Origin of the sequence: Natronosalvus amylolyticus, from assembly GCF_024298845.1 — an archaeon.
GTDB classification, from domain to species: Archaea; Halobacteriota; Halobacteria; order Halobacteriales; family Natrialbaceae; genus Natronosalvus; species Natronosalvus amylolyticus.
On sequence record NZ_CP101160.1, the window covers coordinates 205,314 to 222,179 of the forward strand.

The 16,866-nt window shown below is 60.5% G+C and carries 13 protein-coding genes; 6 read left to right on the top strand and 7 right to left on the bottom strand.

Features of this window, described 5'->3' with window-relative positions; translation table 11 throughout:
* Window positions 1-51: 51 nt before the first annotated feature.
* Genes NLK60_RS18685 through NLK60_RS18695 form a run of 3 tightly spaced genes read right to left on the bottom strand, consistent with a single transcriptional unit; the run spans window position 52 to window position 2,878 of the window.
* Window positions 52-1,071: a proline racemase family protein gene (locus tag NLK60_RS18685; protein ID WP_254811099.1), complete on the bottom strand. Its 1,020-nt coding sequence runs from the start codon at window positions 1,069-1,071 to the stop codon at window positions 52-54.
* Window positions 1,072-1,100: 29 nt separating this feature from the next.
* Entirely contained in the window at window positions 1,101-1,418 is a 318-nt protein-coding gene (locus NLK60_RS18690; RefSeq protein WP_254811100.1) for a DUF8026 family protein, read from the bottom strand.
* A complete protein-coding gene (locus NLK60_RS18695) occupies window positions 1,418-2,878 on the bottom strand; it encodes a sodium-dependent transporter (protein WP_256530405.1) in 1,461 nt (486 codons plus the stop codon). The genes NLK60_RS18690 and NLK60_RS18695 overlap by 1 nt, the downstream gene beginning before the upstream one ends.
* A gap of 408 nt (window positions 2,879-3,286) precedes the next feature.
* Between NLK60_RS18695 and NLK60_RS18700 the strand changes: the two genes are divergently transcribed.
* Entirely contained in the window at window positions 3,287-4,312 is a 1,026-nt protein-coding gene (locus NLK60_RS18700; protein ID WP_254811108.1) for a Cdc6/Cdc18 family protein, read from the top strand.
* Between the two features lie 133 nt (window positions 4,313-4,445).
* Here the strand turns inward: NLK60_RS18700 and NLK60_RS18705 are convergent, their stop codons facing one another.
* From NLK60_RS18705 to NLK60_RS18715, 3 genes are read right to left on the bottom strand one after another with little or no spacing between them, the layout of a single operon-like run.
* Window positions 4,446-5,711, bottom strand: coding sequence for a sulfite oxidase (locus NLK60_RS18705; protein ID WP_254810795.1), 1,266 nt, complete (start codon window positions 5,709-5,711; stop codon window positions 4,446-4,448).
* A gap of 11 nt (window positions 5,712-5,722) precedes the next feature.
* Complete coding sequence (gene ribB / locus NLK60_RS18710; RefSeq protein ID WP_425499093.1) at window positions 5,723-6,424, bottom strand: 3,4-dihydroxy-2-butanone-4-phosphate synthase; 702 nt, start codon at window positions 6,422-6,424, stop codon at window positions 5,723-5,725.
* Complete coding sequence (locus NLK60_RS18715; protein ID WP_254810797.1) at window positions 6,421-7,809, bottom strand: FAD-binding oxidoreductase; 1,389 nt, start codon at window positions 7,807-7,809, stop codon at window positions 6,421-6,423. Before NLK60_RS18715 ends, ribB begins: the two co-directional genes overlap by 4 nt.
* A gap of 318 nt (window positions 7,810-8,127) precedes the next feature.
* Between NLK60_RS18715 and NLK60_RS18720 the strand changes: the two genes are divergently transcribed.
* Window positions 8,128-8,772: a SatD family protein gene (locus NLK60_RS18720; RefSeq protein WP_254810798.1), complete on the top strand. Its 645-nt coding sequence runs from the start codon at window positions 8,128-8,130 to the stop codon at window positions 8,770-8,772.
* Window positions 8,762-9,211 carry a hypothetical protein gene (locus tag NLK60_RS18725; protein WP_254810799.1) on the top strand — a complete coding sequence of 150 codons (450 nt, stop codon included), beginning with the start codon at window positions 8,762-8,764 and terminating at the stop codon, window positions 9,209-9,211. Before NLK60_RS18720 ends, NLK60_RS18725 begins: the two co-directional genes overlap by 11 nt.
* Window positions 9,212-9,219: 8 nt before the next feature.
* On the opposite strand, the gene NLK60_RS18730 is transcribed toward NLK60_RS18725, so the two are convergent.
* Window positions 9,220-9,762 carry a hypothetical protein gene (locus NLK60_RS18730; RefSeq protein ID WP_254810800.1) on the bottom strand — a complete coding sequence of 181 codons (543 nt, stop codon included), beginning with the start codon at window positions 9,760-9,762 and terminating at the stop codon, window positions 9,220-9,222.
* A gap of 502 nt (window positions 9,763-10,264) precedes the next feature.
* On the opposite strand from NLK60_RS18730, the gene NLK60_RS18735 reads away from it, so the two are divergent.
* The 3 genes from NLK60_RS18735 (at window position 10,265) to NLK60_RS18745 (ending at window position 16,831) form a co-directional block, all read left to right on the top strand.
* Window positions 10,265-10,516, top strand: coding sequence for a hypothetical protein (locus NLK60_RS18735; protein ID WP_254810801.1), 252 nt, complete (start codon window positions 10,265-10,267; stop codon window positions 10,514-10,516).
* 118 nt (window positions 10,517-10,634) lie between these two features.
* The gene (locus NLK60_RS18740) at window positions 10,635-14,510 is read left to right on the top strand and encodes a tetratricopeptide repeat protein (protein WP_254810802.1); all 3,876 of its coding nucleotides are present in this window, start codon (window positions 10,635-10,637) and stop codon (window positions 14,508-14,510) included.
* A gap of 263 nt (window positions 14,511-14,773) precedes the next feature.
* The gene (locus tag NLK60_RS18745; protein ID WP_254810803.1) at window positions 14,774-16,831 is read left to right on the top strand and encodes a DUF6517 family protein; all 2,058 of its coding nucleotides are present in this window, start codon (window positions 14,774-14,776) and stop codon (window positions 16,829-16,831) included.
* Window positions 16,832-16,866: the final 35 nt, after the last annotated feature.

Consider the following 16,866-nt stretch of genomic DNA (forward strand, 5'->3'; position numbering starts at 1 on the left):
ACTCCCGGTTGTCGAGGCGGAGCAACATGGTTCCAACCTCGGTTTTATCGCTCAATCCGCACTCGAGCGACTCGCAAACGAGAACGGACCGAGTCCATCTCGTCCATCGCGGACGAACGAGTGGCGGCCGGTGATGTAGGCGCTGCCCGTCACTTCCGGGGTCGTGACGGCATAGCCATCACGTTCTCGAGTCTCGAGCAGTCGACCGGTAAATCGGGTTCCGATGACGCTCTCGTAGGGATACGGTTCCTCGAGAGCGAGCTCGCCACGGTCGTAGAGCAGCGTCATTTTCGCACAGGTGCCCGTGCCACAGGGCGAACGATCGACCTGCCCATTACCGAAGACGACGACGTTCCGGTCGACGCCCTCGGTACCGCCCCCGGGCTCGTAGAACTCGATGATCGACACATCTTCGGCGCGATCTGTAAACGGATTCGTGATCGTGTGTTCGGCGTTGAGTGCAGCTCGCAGGTCCATCCCGAGGTCGACGAATGCGGGGACGTTTTCCGGGTCGACAGACAGGCCAACGTGCTCGACGTCGACGAGGCCGAAGAGGTTGCCGGCAGAGACGAGATCGACGGGAATCGTCGTTTCCCGACGTTCGACCGTGGTGGTCACCGTTTCGTAGACAAATGAGTCGACGTTTCGGATGGCCACGGATTCGACGTGCCCGTCAGCCACCGCGGGGGCCGTCCGGACTAAGCCGGCTGGGGTTTCGACCACGAGTTCGTCGGCCGCCTCGAGGCGGTCGGTTTCGATGAGCGCGGTGATCGCCCCCATCGTCCCGTGACCGCACATATCCAGATATCCCTGACTGTCCATGAAGAACAGGCCGAGGTCGGCCGCTGGGGTGGCGGGCTCGGTGGGGACCGCACCGAACATATCGTCGTGGCCGCGAGGTTCACACATGAGGAACTCCCGTAGCCAGTCGTACCTGTCGGCAAATCGATCACGCTGAGCCGGTACCGACAGCCCGTGCAGGTCGGTCTCGTCGTACCCGCTCAGGATGATTCGAGTCGGTTCACCTGCAGTGTGTGTATCGATGGTTTCGACTGTTGTGTTAGTGTGCATGATGAAAGCTGGGGGAACAAATGCCTCGGTTAGAGGCGCTCGAGCGACCGAATTTCTGACTCGCTCCAGTCGTAGAAGTGCTGGTCGGTCGACTCGAGGACCTCGACACACTCGTTGTACGACTCACGGGCTTGATCGACAAGTGGGTCGTCCGGGTTCGCCTCGATCCACGCTCGAAGGTCGGCCAGGGCTTTGGGCGAGTAGGTGTCGACTCGGTCCTGGTCCTCGAGCATCGCGGCTTTTCGGTCCTCCTGACGGAGGGTTCTGACGAGTGACCAGGTGGCGATGCCCCAGAACGCTGCGAGGGTGAACACCAGCATCGCGATGACAGCAGGTGTGAGCGCCATCAGTCATCACCTCCGGGGACGCCTGCTGTCTCCGGTGGTTGCCGGCCGTTGTCGACGATGGACATGATGACGTAGCCGATGACGGGGAACGTCGCGAGGACGATCATCCCGCCGATCATCTCCTGGGTGCCCCACTGCTCGTAGGCGAAGTAGGCCATGATGAAAATCATCACGGCGGGGATCACGTACTTGATGACGGGGTCCCACCACTTACCGACGTAGATGCCGGCGTTTTTGTTGACGGCGAGCAGTCGGATGCGCTCTGGCCCGACAACCCAGCCGATGACTCCGATGATTGCGAGTGTCGCGAGGGGCAGTCCCCAGTTCCCGAAGACGAAGTCGAGGTAATCGAGGATGTCTGCGGAGTACGCACTCGGCAGTCCGAGGAGCCAGATAAGCCCACAGACGCCCAGAACGGTCTGCGTTCGATCGAATCGGGTTTCCTCGGCAAGCGTCGTGACGCTCACTTCGGTAATCAACAGCCCAGAGGTGAACGTCGCGAGGAAAAAGCCCACGAAGAACACGATGGCGACGAGGCCGCCGAGCGGAATCTCCGTGAAGACCTGGGCGAGCGAAATGAACGCGAGTCCGGCACCGGCATCGGGGTCCGCACCCACGGCGAAGACGATAGGGAAGATGGCGAGGGCGGCCAGGATCCCGATACTCGACTCGCCGATAGCGGTGAAGACGCCACCGCCGAGTGGGACGTCGTCGTACTCGCGGAGATAGCTCCCGACCGTGAGGGCGATACCCCAGCCGAGCCCGGTCGAGAACAGTGCCTGACCGAGCGCCGTGATCCACGTCTCGCTATAGAAGAGGTACTCCCAGTCGACGCCGAAGGCGAAGGCGATTCCCTCGGTTGCGCCATCTAGCGTCAGTCCGCGAACCATCATCACGACCAGTGCGAGCACGAGCGCTGGCACGGCGAAGATGACAATTCGCTCGACACCGCGTCTGATACCGAGAATGAGGATTCCGGCGATCGATGCCATGACGACCGTGTGTAATCCGATCATCAGCGCCGAATTGGCGAAGAGGTCGCTCATGAACGGCCCGGCTTCGAAGCCGGTCGACGTGAACGTAAACAGCAGCGAGTGCACGGCGTAGTACAGCGTCCATCCGATCACCGGCGAGTAATAGGACATCAACGCGATGTTGACGAGCAAGACGACGACACCGAGACCGACGAAGCCGCCAGGCCCGAGCACGTCCCGAAACGCCCCGATGACGCCTTTGTTCGTATACCGACCCAGGGCGACTTCCGCCATGAGCCCCGGGACTGCCAGTAAGAACAACAACACGAGGAACGCGAGGACGAACGCACCGCCGCCGTTTTCCCCCATGACGTACGGAAACCGCCAGATGTTTCCTGCGCCGACCATAGCGCCGATCATTGCCATCAGGAACCCGAATCGGGTTCCCCATTCCGCCCGTGAGGTTTTCGCATCAGCGGTACCCATTGTGTGACTCTGTCTAACAGTGATGCTGCGTACCTGTATATAGCATACAGTCCATGGTCGGGTGATGGTAGTGATAGTGGTCGAATGGCAGGTAGTGATAGAAGTTAACGTAGGAGTGTAGCCGATGAAGAATCGGGACACACTGCCCACGGCGGGGATCAACTATCTCGAGGCAGCTACGATAATTCCTATAAATAGTCTCGAGCACCTCGTCAGCAGGAATTGTCATCATCTCGAGTGGAATCTGCACAACCCGTTTCCGGAAACGTCTGTGGACGAAACAACTGAAACAGCGAAATATGCCGGTTAAACCGCTTCATGTCCTCGAAACCATTTCTCGAGTCGATTCTTTCCGGAAACGACCCAGTCACGCTTATGGGGATTCCAACGCAAAGTCTCGATAACTCGATGATCCGCGATGCTCGCGTCCTCCGTGCCGGGTTCGTCCCTCGAGAAGTCGAGCATCGCGACGCCGAGGTGAACCACCTCTCGGCCGTCCTCGAGCCGTTGACCGACGGCGAGCCGGCGGAGACAGCGCTCGTGACCGGGCCGAGTGGCGTCGGTAAAACCTGTGTGTCTCAGTTCGTCACCGAACGGCTGCGCGAGGAACGCCTCGACGTCGAAGCCACCTACGTCAACTGCTGGCGCAACTACACCCGCTTTCGGACGCTGTATCAGATTCTCGACGACCTCGGCCAGAGCGTCGACGTCCATCGCCAGTCGACACCGCACGACGAACTCGTCGATCGACTCCAGCAGTTCGACGGAGCGCGACGAGTCATCATCCTCGACGAGGTCGACCAGCTCGAGGACCCGAGCATCCTCTATGACCTGCACACGCTCTCGCAGTTTGCCCTCATCTGCATCGCCAACGAGGAGGAGACGCTGTTCAGTCGCGTCGACGACCGGCTGGTAAGCCGCCTGCGCTCGAGCGAACACGTACGCATGGAGCGCTATCACAACGACCAGCTGTTCGACATTCTCGATGCCCGCGTAACGTGGGGTCTCGAACCGGACGTTATTACGGACGACCAGGTATACCGGATCGCCGACGCGGCTGCGGGCGATGCTCGTCTGGCGATCGGCATCCTCCGGACTGCAGCGGGCAAGGCCGACCGGGAGCAGTGCGAGCGGATTACGGACGATATCCTGCTCGAGGCGGCGACCGACGCTCGCGCAAGGATCAAACAAAAAAGTCTCGAGGCGCTGACTCCACACCAGCGAGCCGTCTACGACGTCGTTCGCGACCACGGGCCGTTGAGCCCGAACGACATTCACGCCCGATACGCCGAGCACGTCGAGGACCCACGAACGCACCGGACGGTCCGGACGTACCTCTCGAAGATGGAGCAGTACAACCTCCTCGAGAGCGACGGAACGAGCCGAGACCGAGTGTATTCGGTTCTCGAGGCGAACGATTCGTCGCCGTTTTGATGAGGCCGCTGCCGGGAAAACGACGTGCCCGATCTTCGACAGTCATTATCTCTCTCTCGAGACGTGCCTTCCGTATACCGGTTTAAATAGTGAGTGCACAATAGGGTAGCTACGAAGTTCGTTCGTATACTATTCACCCGGATGGGGTCGGTTCTTCTCTCTCGAGAACCGTGATCTCCACAGCGTTTGGCTCGACGGCGTTCGCGGCGTACCCACCCTCGTTCCAGGGGAACTCGTCGCGCTCGAGTGCATCACGCCAGACGTCCGGATTGGAAATCGTCCGCGGCTGCCGTCGATTCAGTTCGTCAGTCGCCCGCGACAGTAGGACGTGCTGTCCCGCCTCGGGCGCCCAGTCGTAGCGGAACAATCGCCACGCACCGGCGTACTCGGGTCCGAACAACTCGGCGTCGACCCAGGTCTCGCCACCGTCGACCGAGATCTCAACGCGCTCGATGGCATCATCACCCGCCCACGCGACACCCCGCACTTCGAGCGTGCCATCCGTTCGCGGGGTGACGGGCGACGCCCCATCGGGTACGCCGATTATCGACATCACGTTCGCGTCGAAGGTGTACGGATGCTCGACTGCGTCCTCGAGTTGCTCCCACGTATCGACCGTGTCGATGTTCTCGAGTGGTTCCGGTTTGACCCCTTTGGGGTGAAGCCGGTAGGCGACCTGTTGCCAGTAGGCGTGTTCGCCGGGGCGGTCGAGGGACCCCTCGGTCACCATCGAATCCGTGATCATGAGCTCTTCGACCCATTTTACGTTGTTGACGCCGTACCAGCCGGGAACGATCAGTCGCACCGGATAGCCGTGTTCTCTCGGGAGCGGTTCGCCGTTCATTTCGTACGCCAGGATACAGTCGTCCAGCGCTTTCGTCAGCGGAATCGAGCGTGCGAACACGTCCTCTTCGTCAGACGGGTCACCTCCAATTGTGGTGAGCCACCTGTTCTCGGGCGAGTCGATGCTGTGTTTGCGGAGTATCGAACTGATCGGCACGCCGGTCCAGACGGCCGTAGCCGCGGCTTCGAATCCCCACTGCACGCTCCCCGTCTCGGGTCGGTGCTGGCCACGACCGTTCCCCGCACACTCCATCGTGTGGGCGACCGCCACCGTCGGATACTTGGTTTTGATGTCGGCCATCGTGAGGTCCTCCTCGGCGTGCCCGGTGAGGGTCACGGTCCACTCATCGGACTCGATAGCCGGAATATCGTTTCGATGACAGACGAAGTGTTCCTCGATGGGTGTCACCCAGTTTGCAAAGGTACGTCGCTGGGCAGCGCCGACAACGGTGTATTTATCCGCTTCGTCTCGCGTCTCCGTTACGCCGCCGTCCTTCGCTTTCACGATGGTCTCGATCTCGTCGTGACGGTTCGTTCGTGGATGTTCAGTGACCATGGATCTACTTGTTAGCCGAGTCCCTCGATGAGGTGCTCGCCGTCCACGTAGTGGAGATCGTTTCGAGCGGCGTACGCCTTCGCGGCTGACGGCGCAAGCGCTCGCCCCGTTTCGTCGTCGAGCATCTCACTGACTACCACAGCCGGCGGTAGCTCCGCAATCTCTGCCAACGTGATGCCAAGTTCGGTATGTCCCTGCCGGTCGGACAGTAAGTCCGGCGCTGCACGCAGCAGGTGAACGTGGCCGGGCGTGCGAAACGTCGTCGAGAAGTCGATCGCTTTGGGACTCTCCGCGGCCGCTCCGATGGTGGCGATGGTGAGCGCTCGGTCCTCGTCGGTAATCCCCGTGTAGGTATCTCGGTGATTCACGGTGAGCGAGAACGACGAGCGCTCGTCGTACTCGAGTCTGTGGTTCGTCGTCGCAGGATGGGTCAGTGTCTCCTGGAGAAAGGGGAGGTCCCAGGCTCGAGCCACGCGGTCGGCTAGGGCGACGCAGATCAGACCACCGGCGTCGTTGCGAAGCCGCCTGACGCTGTCTGGGGTGACCTCCCGCGCCGGATAGACGAGATCCGTTTCGCCCTCTCGGTCTGCGTCGTCGTGAATCAACACGGGATCGCCCGAACGAAACGCCGTGATCACGGCAGCAAGGTTCACGGATGGCCGACGGCTCCTGACACCGGTGGGGATGGGGTGATCGTTTCCGAAATAGCTCATGGTGCCGGCTCGATGTTTTGATTCACGTGGAAGAAGTTGTCGGGGTCGTACGTCGCCTTGACCTCCTGTAGCCGTTCGTAGTTGTCGCCGTAGGAAGCCTGGATCCGTTCGTCCCCTTCTTCCATCATGAAGTTGATGTACGAACCGCCGACCGTGTGCGGGTGGACCGCTTCCCAGTAGTCACGGGCCCAGTTGGTGATACGGTCGCGCTTGTACGGATCTGGGTCGACGCCGGCGATGACCATCGACCAGGTGGCGTCGCGGTGTGCCCAGGCGGTCTCGTCGTCGTCCACGCGGTCGACGGCTCCGTCGACGGGATACAGGTGCATCGTCGATTTTGGTGTCGGAACCGCGGCGAAGCGCTCGTGTTCGGCGATGGCTTCGTCGGTCAGCGTTTCCACGAGGTCGCCCTTCCAGTACCACTGATCGCCCGACGGGTAGAGGTCGTCGAACATACTCTGCAGTGCCGGGTACGGCATGGGGTCGACGTGTTCGAATAGTGGGTCGGCGATATCGCGCGCCGGTTGGATCACGTTATCGAACTCCTCTTCCGGGCCGAGATAGCACCACATGAGTCCACAGACCTTTTCGCCGTGAATTTCCGGTGGGAACGGGTCGCCCGGAACCTCGGCGATCAGATAGAAGGCGTAGACGTCCTCGGGGGCCTCGGTCAGCCAGTCTCGGTACCAGCGCATCGTGGTTTCGAGTTCGTCAAGGGGCCAGAACAACGGTCCGGCAACCACTGTCTCCACTGGATGTAACTGGAAATCGAAGGAAGTGACCACACCGAAGTTGCCGCCACCCCCGCGCAGCGCCCAGAACAGGTCGGGGTTTTCGTCTTCGCTCGCGTGTACCAGTCGGCCGTCAGCCAGGACGATGTCTGCGCCCAACAAGTTGTCAATCGAGAGTCCGTACTTACGAGTCAGATAACCGTGGCCGCCGCCGAGGGTCAGCCCGGCGACACCGGTCGTAGAGATGACTCCGCTAACCGTCGCGAGCCCGAACTGATGTGTCGCGTGATCCACGTCGCCCCAGGTACTACCGGCTTCGACGGTCGCGGTCCTCGCGTCGGGATCGACGCGGATGCCGGTCATCTCCGACAGATCGATGACCAGGCCGTCATCGACCATTCCCAACCCGGCACCGTTGTGGCCACCACTGCAGATTGCCGTTTCGAGACCGTGTTCACGGCCAAAGGTGACTGCCTCGATGACGTCCGCGACGTTCGCACACCGAGCAATTAGTTGCGGGTGCTTGTCGATCATCGCATTGTATATCGTTCGGGCGTCGTCAAACGCCGGTTCGTCGGCGTGTATCAGTTCGCCTCGGAGCGTTCCCTCGAGCTGTTCGATCTCCGCGTCGGTGTCTGCTGGTGTTGTTGCCATGGTTTTTCTCGCAGTTTTCGTTTCCAAGAACGGATCTGGCCGCTCGGAACTATGCCTCCTGTTACCAAGCGTTATCGTATCGACAACTCTGCGGGTGAAATAGCCATCTGCTGACTTCTCGGCAACCGGTGACACCTGTGCAGATGCTGCAATGGGTTGCACGGGGGGTATCGGGTGGCCCTCGTACGGATCGGTTCTTTTTCGATTGGGGCCTCGAGTTTACACACCTAACGCGACGCAGTCCCACGAAAATACAACCAAAAAGGGTTGTATTCGAATAGTACAACCATATATGGTTGTAGAACGTACCACGACTGTATGGCCACTTCGAACGGGACGGAACGGTACGTCATCCTCGCGGACGTGATCGACTCGTCTGCGATCGAGGAGCGATCCGAGTTCCGAACGGCTCTCTCGGCGTCTCTCGAGCGGGTGAACGACGAGTTCAGCGCGGACATCCACACGGATTTCGAGTTGCTCAAAGGTATCGACGAGTTCGGGGGCGTGCTCACGGACCTCTCGAGGGTGTACGAACTCATTGCGACGATTATCGAGGCATGTCACCCGACGATGGTTCGGTTCGCCGTTGCCGCCGGGCAGATCGACGTCGAACCGTCGAACGCAATCCACCAACTGGATGGGGAGGCGTTTCACCGCGCTGATAGGCTTCTCGCTGCCGTCGAAGCCGACGACCTCTACTGTTACGTCGACACTGGACGGCCGGTCGACACCCTGCTCGCGGTCAGCATGAACCTGTTGTTGTTACAGCGGGCGGGTTGGACACCACGACAGGCGGACGTCGTTCGTGCCTACGAACGCCACGGAACGCAAGCGGCGGCCGCGTCAGAACTCGGGGTTCGCCAGCAAGCGGTTTCGAAATCCCTCCATCAGATCGATTATTTCCAAACGAAACGATTAAGAGATCATCTCCTGGATGTACTCCCAGTCATCTATGGGGAATGAGTTTTCGACGACTGGGTCGTTCATCAAGACGGATCTAGCGGTTCTGGGCCTCGGCCTGATTTTTCTCGGCGTCCACGTCGTTCCGATTGCGCAGTTCCCGGATGGGGCCGTTCCAGCGGCGGAACTCGCCGCCTACGGAATACTGCTGGGAACCAGTACCATCGTGGTGAACGGCGGCCTGTCGCTTTTTACTGGCGAGCAGCTGACGAGCGACACCGATGTCGACCAGGATACGGGCTGGCTCATCGGCAAAATGGAAAACGTCCTGGTGTTGACCTTCGTTCTGCAGGGAGCATACACCGCACTGAGCATCATCTTCGCCGCCAAGTCGTTCGTTCGGAAGGAGGATATCTCGAGTGGCAATACCACGTACTATCTCGCCGGGACGCTGCTCAATTTCACGTATTCGGTCGCGATTGGGCTGGTCTTCTCGTTGTGAGAGCGGTATTATTCTACGATGTCAATGAGTAGGCCGTCACCCGCCCCGACGTAGTAATCGTCGGGTGTTGTGACTCTGAAGGTGTGTTCTGATCCCACGGGCACGCGGTCGAAAAAGGCCGTTGGTGCGCCATACCGATAATGTCCGTTGCCGTCAACTTCTTCGATGCCATTAATCTCATCTGGCGTGTGAAGGTCGAGGATGAACACGACCCATGTGCTGATGCCGTCCAGTTCTGCGCCAATCTCTGGAATCGGGAGGTCAGCCAGCGAATCCCCGAGTTCGATGTCCTCGTTGTTCGCGTCGATGCGACGTTCGAATCGTTCGTCAATCCACGCGACATCCGGATCGAAGTAGATTACTGCAGTCGAACCGGGTTCGCGGCCCTCTCGCCTATGGCTCATCCATAGTTCCTTTCCGTCGACGGTTGCAGTCACCGCATCGTCACTCCCGTTGCCATCGGTGGATGCCGAGTCCAGCGTCGAACAGCCTGCAAGCGCGGTCGTCGCGGTGAGTCCGCCGAGTACGTGTACGAACTTCCGCCGATTCATACACACAATTCTTGTCGGATGTATAAAAGTATGTGCAGAGTTATCACCGATCCCTCATCAACCCGTAACACATTCGCGCTGTGGGTTCAGTACAGATTGGTAGAATTACCATATCTTTGTCAGAATACGTGGTTGACTCAGACGGCGATTTCAGTGCGAAACAGTACAACAACTATCACTGGTGAAGAAACCCTGCTGACTACAAAAACAAAACCCTGCCAGTTGGAATGAGCTTCTTCTAGTAATTCAACATAGCCAATTTTATCATATGGTCGCCACTTCTATCGATATGTCCGCTCCGAACGAGCAACGTAGCTCTCGAATAGGTGTCGATACGCGACTTTACTTTTTGATCGGAGTAGCAACGGTTTTTGGAATCGGTCATCACCTCGATCATATCGTTCGAGGAAACCACGTTGGATGGCCACTGATCCCAGAAGTCACCGTATTCACGTACACGCTGCTGATTTACCCAATTATTGTGGCTGGAGTGTACTTGACAATGACTGAAAGGGTCGGAGTGGGCTACTGGAGTATTGTGCTCGGTGGAATACTCTTCGCAGTCGTTGTCACGCACTTTGGTCCGTGGGCCACGGAACCACCACAAGACGTTATCGAACCCTACGAATCGGTGTATCTCGGATACGCGGCCTTTGGCTGGTTACTCGGGCTCGTCATCTCGTTGGTCACAGCAACTACCTACTCCGTGTATCGTTGGATAGTCGCCCGAGGACCATCTTCCTTTGACACATAATTCGCCTGTCAACTAGTACCATCTGTACTGACTGGTCACACTACCGCTACATTCTGGAATATATATTTCAGCACTGCAACAGATATAAGAACGCACCGTTCGAACATCTCTTAACTAAATGCCAGGTGATGATCGGAACGAAGCCGTCAGAACGCTTTTAACCCGACTCGAGTTGATCGATCGACTCTGTCAATCACCTGCCCACACCAGAGATATTATGGACGAGACCGGCCAATCCCGGTCGACGGTCCACCGTGCGGTTACGGAACTCACTGAACTCGGGTTCGTGCGACGGGGCGACGATGGAATCGAGGCCACGGTTACCGGTCGAATGGCTCGCGATCAACTGTGCACCTATCTCGAGCGGCTCGATGACGTGCTCGAGGCCAACGCCGTTCTCGAACCGATCGCGACGACGACCGATATCAGCCACGACGTCGTTGTCGGTGCAAATGCCATACTCACCGCGGAACCGACACCGTTTCTCCCGGCCGACCGAATGCACGAGGCGTTGACGGCGGCATCGGCGATCCGCCTCCTCCTGCCGACGCTCGAGGAGTCACGAACGATGAGAGTGTTGTACGAACACGTGGTTACTCGAGGGAACCCGGCAGAGTTAGTGGTCACGCCGGCGGTGTTCCGAACCCTGCAAAGCGAGTTTCCCCGCCGAATGACATTGCTCGCAGCGGCCGATCACTTCACTCTTTTCGTCGGTTCGGTCCCGTCGTACACGCTCGGATTGTTCGAGCACGAATCCGGTGGAGACGAAGGGGTGAAGACAGCCGTTCACCTCGCCGTGCACAACGAGAGTGGCGGCGTTCACGGATTGCTGGTGAACGAGACCGCCGGTGCAGTGTCCTGGGCCAGCGACCAGTACGAACAGTTTCGCCGACAGGCGACAGCGCGGACGGATGACCTGATCGCAGACACTGACGGCGGGGTTCAGGTCGCCGGTGGCGAGGGATTCCCGATGATCGGCCAGTCGCTTCCGGTCTCACTCGAGCGCGAGGGGTTTAGGAAACTCGATGCTTCGTACTTCCAAAATCAACCGGTTGCAAAGCCGACAACGGCCTGGCGTGCAGGACTCTCTCTGGCCGAGGTGCATACGGGGTACGCGATCCCTCGGCAGTTGCAGCCCCCCTCCGATGACACCGGGACCGACGATGGGACCCTTCAAGCGGATATTACGGAAACGCTACTCAACGGGTCGAATGCGATCGTTCTCGGGCCGCCGGGTTCGGGAAAGAGCACGCTCTGTAAACAGGTGGCCTGTGCGTGGTACAAAGCTGACCGTGGACCCGTCGTGTATCGTCGAAGTGACCACGGTCGCCCGTTTACCTCGATAGAATCGCTCGTTGCAGCAGTGACAGATGCCGATGGGAAGTCACTCGTCGTCGTCGAAGACGCCGTCCGCCCGAATGCAAATACCGTGTTCGAGGCTCTCGAGCGCCTTGCTGACCGTGATGACGTCTGTGTCCTGCTCGACGCTCGCGAGCACGAGTGGAACTCGTTGACGGAGCAGTTGCCCGGCGTGATGGGACTCGAGACCGTGTACGTTCCGCCTATGGACGAATCCGCGTGTGACCAACTCGTCGCCCACTTCGAACGAACGCTCGGGAAACCCATCGACGTCCCCGCTGCACAACTCTGGTCTGCAGTTCGTGAGGCTCCTTCGGGAACGGGGGGAGCCGCTCCGAACGAGATGTTACGATTAATTCACCGGTTGGCAACCTACGCCGATCCGCTAGCCGATAGTCCAACGGCGCTCGAGGAGACGGTTGCAACCGAGTACGAAGCCGTTGCCGACGACGAACTGGCGCTCTCGATGAGCGTGCTCACGCACGTGCTGAACGTAACGGGACTCGGTGTCGACAGGACGGTACTCGCCGCCGGTGTGCCTGATGCTAGCCCCGAAGCGAGAGCGTCGGTCCTCGAGCAACTCGAGGGGCGATACCTGTTCCCGGATGTAGACGGTCAGTACCGGACGGTCCACGAGGAGTGGTCGAACGCGTTCCTGACGCACGTTCTCGAGGCAGAAGGCACCGAATCGGCGGGGAAACGGTTCGGACGGGTCGTCACGGAATTGCTGGCAGTCGCTGATGACGCCGAACGCTGGAACGCGATCGGTGAGGAGACGGACTTCGTTGGCGAATTGAGTCCGGAGCAGTGGGCCGACGAGACGGCCGAGGCAATCTTCCGACTCCCGATGGAGCAGTCCAATCTCGTGCCGCTGTTCGGTGATGGGGAAAACGACACCATCGACCTTCCGGAGGCCTGTTCCCCGGCCGTCGTTTCGGATCGCATAATCTGGCTCGGGGAGGGGTTTCTCGCAGGTGGCTACTACGACCAGGCAGAACGGGCATTCGGCCGGGTTGGTGCTGATCGTCCCGACCAGGCCGTCGAGAAACTGCTCGGCCTGTCGACGGTCCACACCGAGCGCGGCGAGTACGAAGAAGCGATCGCCCACTGTGAGGACTGTCTCTCACTGATCGAGGAGAAGGCCGAGTCGCTCACGGACTCTCGGGTGGTCAGGGCACGTTCACATCTCCAGTACGGTGCCGCGTTAAATAAACACAATCAGTACGCGGACGCCGAGGAGCAATACCAGGCTGCACTCGACCTGCTCTCCCGTGCGGAGACGCCCAAACTGATGGCTCGAGCACTCCACCGTTCCGGATTTATGGCCGTGAAGCAGGGCCAGCACGATCGGGCCCGGGACCGACTGGACACCGCGCTCGAACTGGCACAGGAGGTCGGTGACAGGCGGGTCGAAGCCGAGGCGGTCAACGCCCTCGGGGCGATTCCCTGGGTACAAGGGGAGAACGACGCGGCCCGCGAACGGTACGAACGCGCGCTCGAACTGTTTACCGTACTCGGTGACCGACACGGACAGGGGAAGGTTCTCTACAATCTAGGGATCATCGCCAGACGAAAGGGCGAGTACGAGACAGCTCGAGAACTCATCGAACGCTGTCTCGAACGCGTACGGGAGGTCGGCGATCGCCAAACTGAGGTCAGGGCGCTGGGGTCGCTCGGGCTGACGGTGATGCGTCAAGGGGCGTACGAGCACGCCACAGAGCTACTGGAAGAATGGCTCGAGCACAGTGTGGAACTCGGTGACAAACACGACGAGGCCAGAGCGCTGAACAACCTGGGGATGGTTGCCAAACGCCAAGGAGCGTACGACCGTGCGTGGGAACAGTACGAACGGAGTTTGGCGCTCAAAGAGTCATTCGGTGACGAACGAGGTGCGGCCAGAACGGTCTGTAATCTCGCGGAAATCGCGATCCTGCAGGGGCGATTTTCGCAAGCGGAAGCGTTGCTCGAGGACTTTCTCGTCGCCGACGATCAGTTCGACGGTGATGCACGACGGGCCGGTACGCTGAACAATTTCGGCGTGCTGGCTACTCGACAAGGTGATCTGTCGGCCGCAGCCGACTATTTCGACCGGGCGCTTTCGCTCGCGACGGACGAGGGCGAACTGACGACGATTGCCATCGCGCAGATCGGACGTTCCGAACTCGCGCGTCGGGCGGGCGAATTCGAGCGAGCAACCGAGTGTCTCGATGCCGCCGCGGTCGCAATCGAGGGCATCGAGAGTACCCTGGAGCCCGAGATACGAGTGAGGCGTGCTCGAGTCGCCCGGTCGGCCGGCCGCTTCGATGCGGCTCGTTCGCACGCCGAGGGGGCACTCGAGGAATTCGAAGCGCTCGGAGCGCCACACTGGATCGCTCGATGTGCACAGATTCAGGGACGAATCGCCGCCGATACCGGTGACCTCCCCCGCGCTCGAGAGCGCCTCGAGGCGGCGCTGGACACGTTCGAAGAAATCGGTGCGTCCCACGAAGCCGCAGAAACCGTCGCGATACTGCTGGAGACGTTCGACAGTGACGAAGACGGGCGCGAGGCGTGCCTCGAGCGTGCTCGAGCGGTGCTTTCAGAGGCCCCCGAGTCAGTTGCGACGCAGTACGAATCGTTGGCTCCCGACGAGTGATCGCTACCGCCAAAATCGGTACTTTCGACGCTTTTCGCTGACGATACGCCGGGTCGTCCCACGAGGTGACACAGTGTTTCGACCCGTAACATGAGGTGTGTGTCAGCCCCGATGACGTTCATGGAACAAGGGTCGTGTGTGCGTTATGGGAATCCTCGAACGCACACGGAAGCCGGTGAGAACGCCGATGGGTTCGGTTTCGGGTCTATGGTGAGTCAGCGAACGACTCGAGTCAGTCGGTCGCTCACGAGGGGTCGTGAGCGATGACCGGGAGTCCAACGCGACGGCAGCTACTGGGATTGTGTGGCGCGGGTCTCCTTACGGGGTTGGCGGGGTGCTCGAGGCTGACCGATCACGAGTTCGAGGCGGAGCCGATCCGTATCCCCGCCGCAGCCGCCACATCGCTTTCCCTGGAGGAACGGAGCCGGGACGACGTCACCAACGAGTGGGAACAGTCCGTCGCCGGGCAGACCGTGAGTGCGACCGTCACCAGTCACGTGTCCCTCTACGGCGCTGGTGGGAATCAGGGAGAATCCGTTGCACAGTTACTCTTTGGAACCGGGGGCGGATTCGCCCTCGGCCCGCCGGGAGTACGAACCAGTATCGTCACCGGAAACTCGCCGCCGATCATCCAGGGCGACCAGTCGCTCGACACCCGCAAGATGGCGCTGTTGGTTCCCGATGAAGCGGTCGGCCGTGGCACCTTCGTCCAGCCCGGCGATACCAGATCGCCCGCCCCGATGGCGCTGTTCCACCGCAGCGCACTCGAGGGCGATCTCGCTGTGGGGGCCGAGGCCGAGGAGCGTCGATCGTCAGAACCGACGGTGGAAATCCCGCTACCGGGGCGTGCATCGACGCTCGAGATACCCGGCGATTCGGACGGTGACACGCAACTCGTCGCCGGTATGGACGGCGCGGTGTTCTCCAGTGACGCGTTCTGGGGCGGGTCCACCGGAGCGACCGAGTCGACTCCCTCGGAGCTGGATGTCGCCTTCATTCCAGGGGGGACGTGGGGCCAGGACATCCTCGACGAATTAGATTCTGGCGAACGGTTTACTGCCGGAGACACGATTGACGCCCCGCTCATCGTGACGCCGACGAGCGCCGTCTTCGAGCGCAGACTCGAAATAACCGACCCTGATGTCGAACTCCCAATCGAGGAGGCAGACGTCGGTCGTCTCGAGGAAGCCCCGGTCGGTGTGACGCTGTTCGTCGACGACGAGGAAGGCGTCGAGCCGATGCCGTACATTCCCGGCGGAACCTGGGTGCCGGGTGAGTCGTTCACGCCGACCCGTCCCGGCGTCGTGGTTTCGTCGTCCTCGAGGGAGGGCGAAGATGCGATCTTTTTCCCCGAAAACCCGGCGGAAGTCTCGAGCGAACTCCCTCGAGCCGAACTGTTCGAAGCGGGCTCGTCGGTTCCGGTGGCGAATACGCGCCTCTACTTTCCGGGAGAAGTGCATATTCCGGGATCGACCTGGATACCAGGCTCTACTTGGATTCCGGGTTCAAGCTGGATTCCAGGTTCCACATGGATACCCGGCTCGAGTTGGATACCTGGTTCGACATGGATACCGGGCTCTACTTGGATCCCGGGTTCAAGCTGGATTCCGGGCTCGAGTTGGATCCCTGGATCGACCTGGGGAACCGGTCATTCATCCAAACAACCGTTCGCCAGCCTCACCCTGGGAACCCATCCGGCAGCCGCCTTCGAACTCTCCGAACCGGATTCCGAAATGCGCCAGTTGTTCGGCGACTCGTTCGAACCCAGCCACGTCGTGGAATTTCCGGCGACACCTTCACTCGAGGCCGATACCGTCGACGCCGCGAGCGCAACCTGGGCGTCAGCCGCCGACCTCGAGGGTGGTGGCGGGCCAACGATCGGCGGGCTGTCGACACCGACCGCGAGCGTCCTGGGCCAGTCGCTGAACCCGGTCGCCGGAAAGTCACCCTCGGAACTGCTGACCGATACCGAGACGCGGTCGCTCCTCGGCCAGTACGGCTTCGCGGAACTCGGCGACAACTGGCTTCGAGGACCCGAGCGCGTCTCCACCGCGTCCCTTTCGTTCGTCGGCTCGAGCGACACCTCGTGTGAAACGTTCGCCGGGGTGACCGGCTCGAGCGACAATCCGAACGTCGTCTACGCTCACGTGGCCACCGTCGAGAACGGAGACGACGTCGTCCTCGCGGCATCCGTGGAGGGGTGGGGAGTCAGCGACACCGACCGCTCGTACGTCGGCGACGACGGCTACCAGCGTAAAAGCGATCTGGAGGATAGCGTCGATGACGCACTCGCGGCACTCGAGGCGTTCGAGCACGGCTGATGTGTGAGCAGGGGGCGTGACCTGGCGGGATGAAT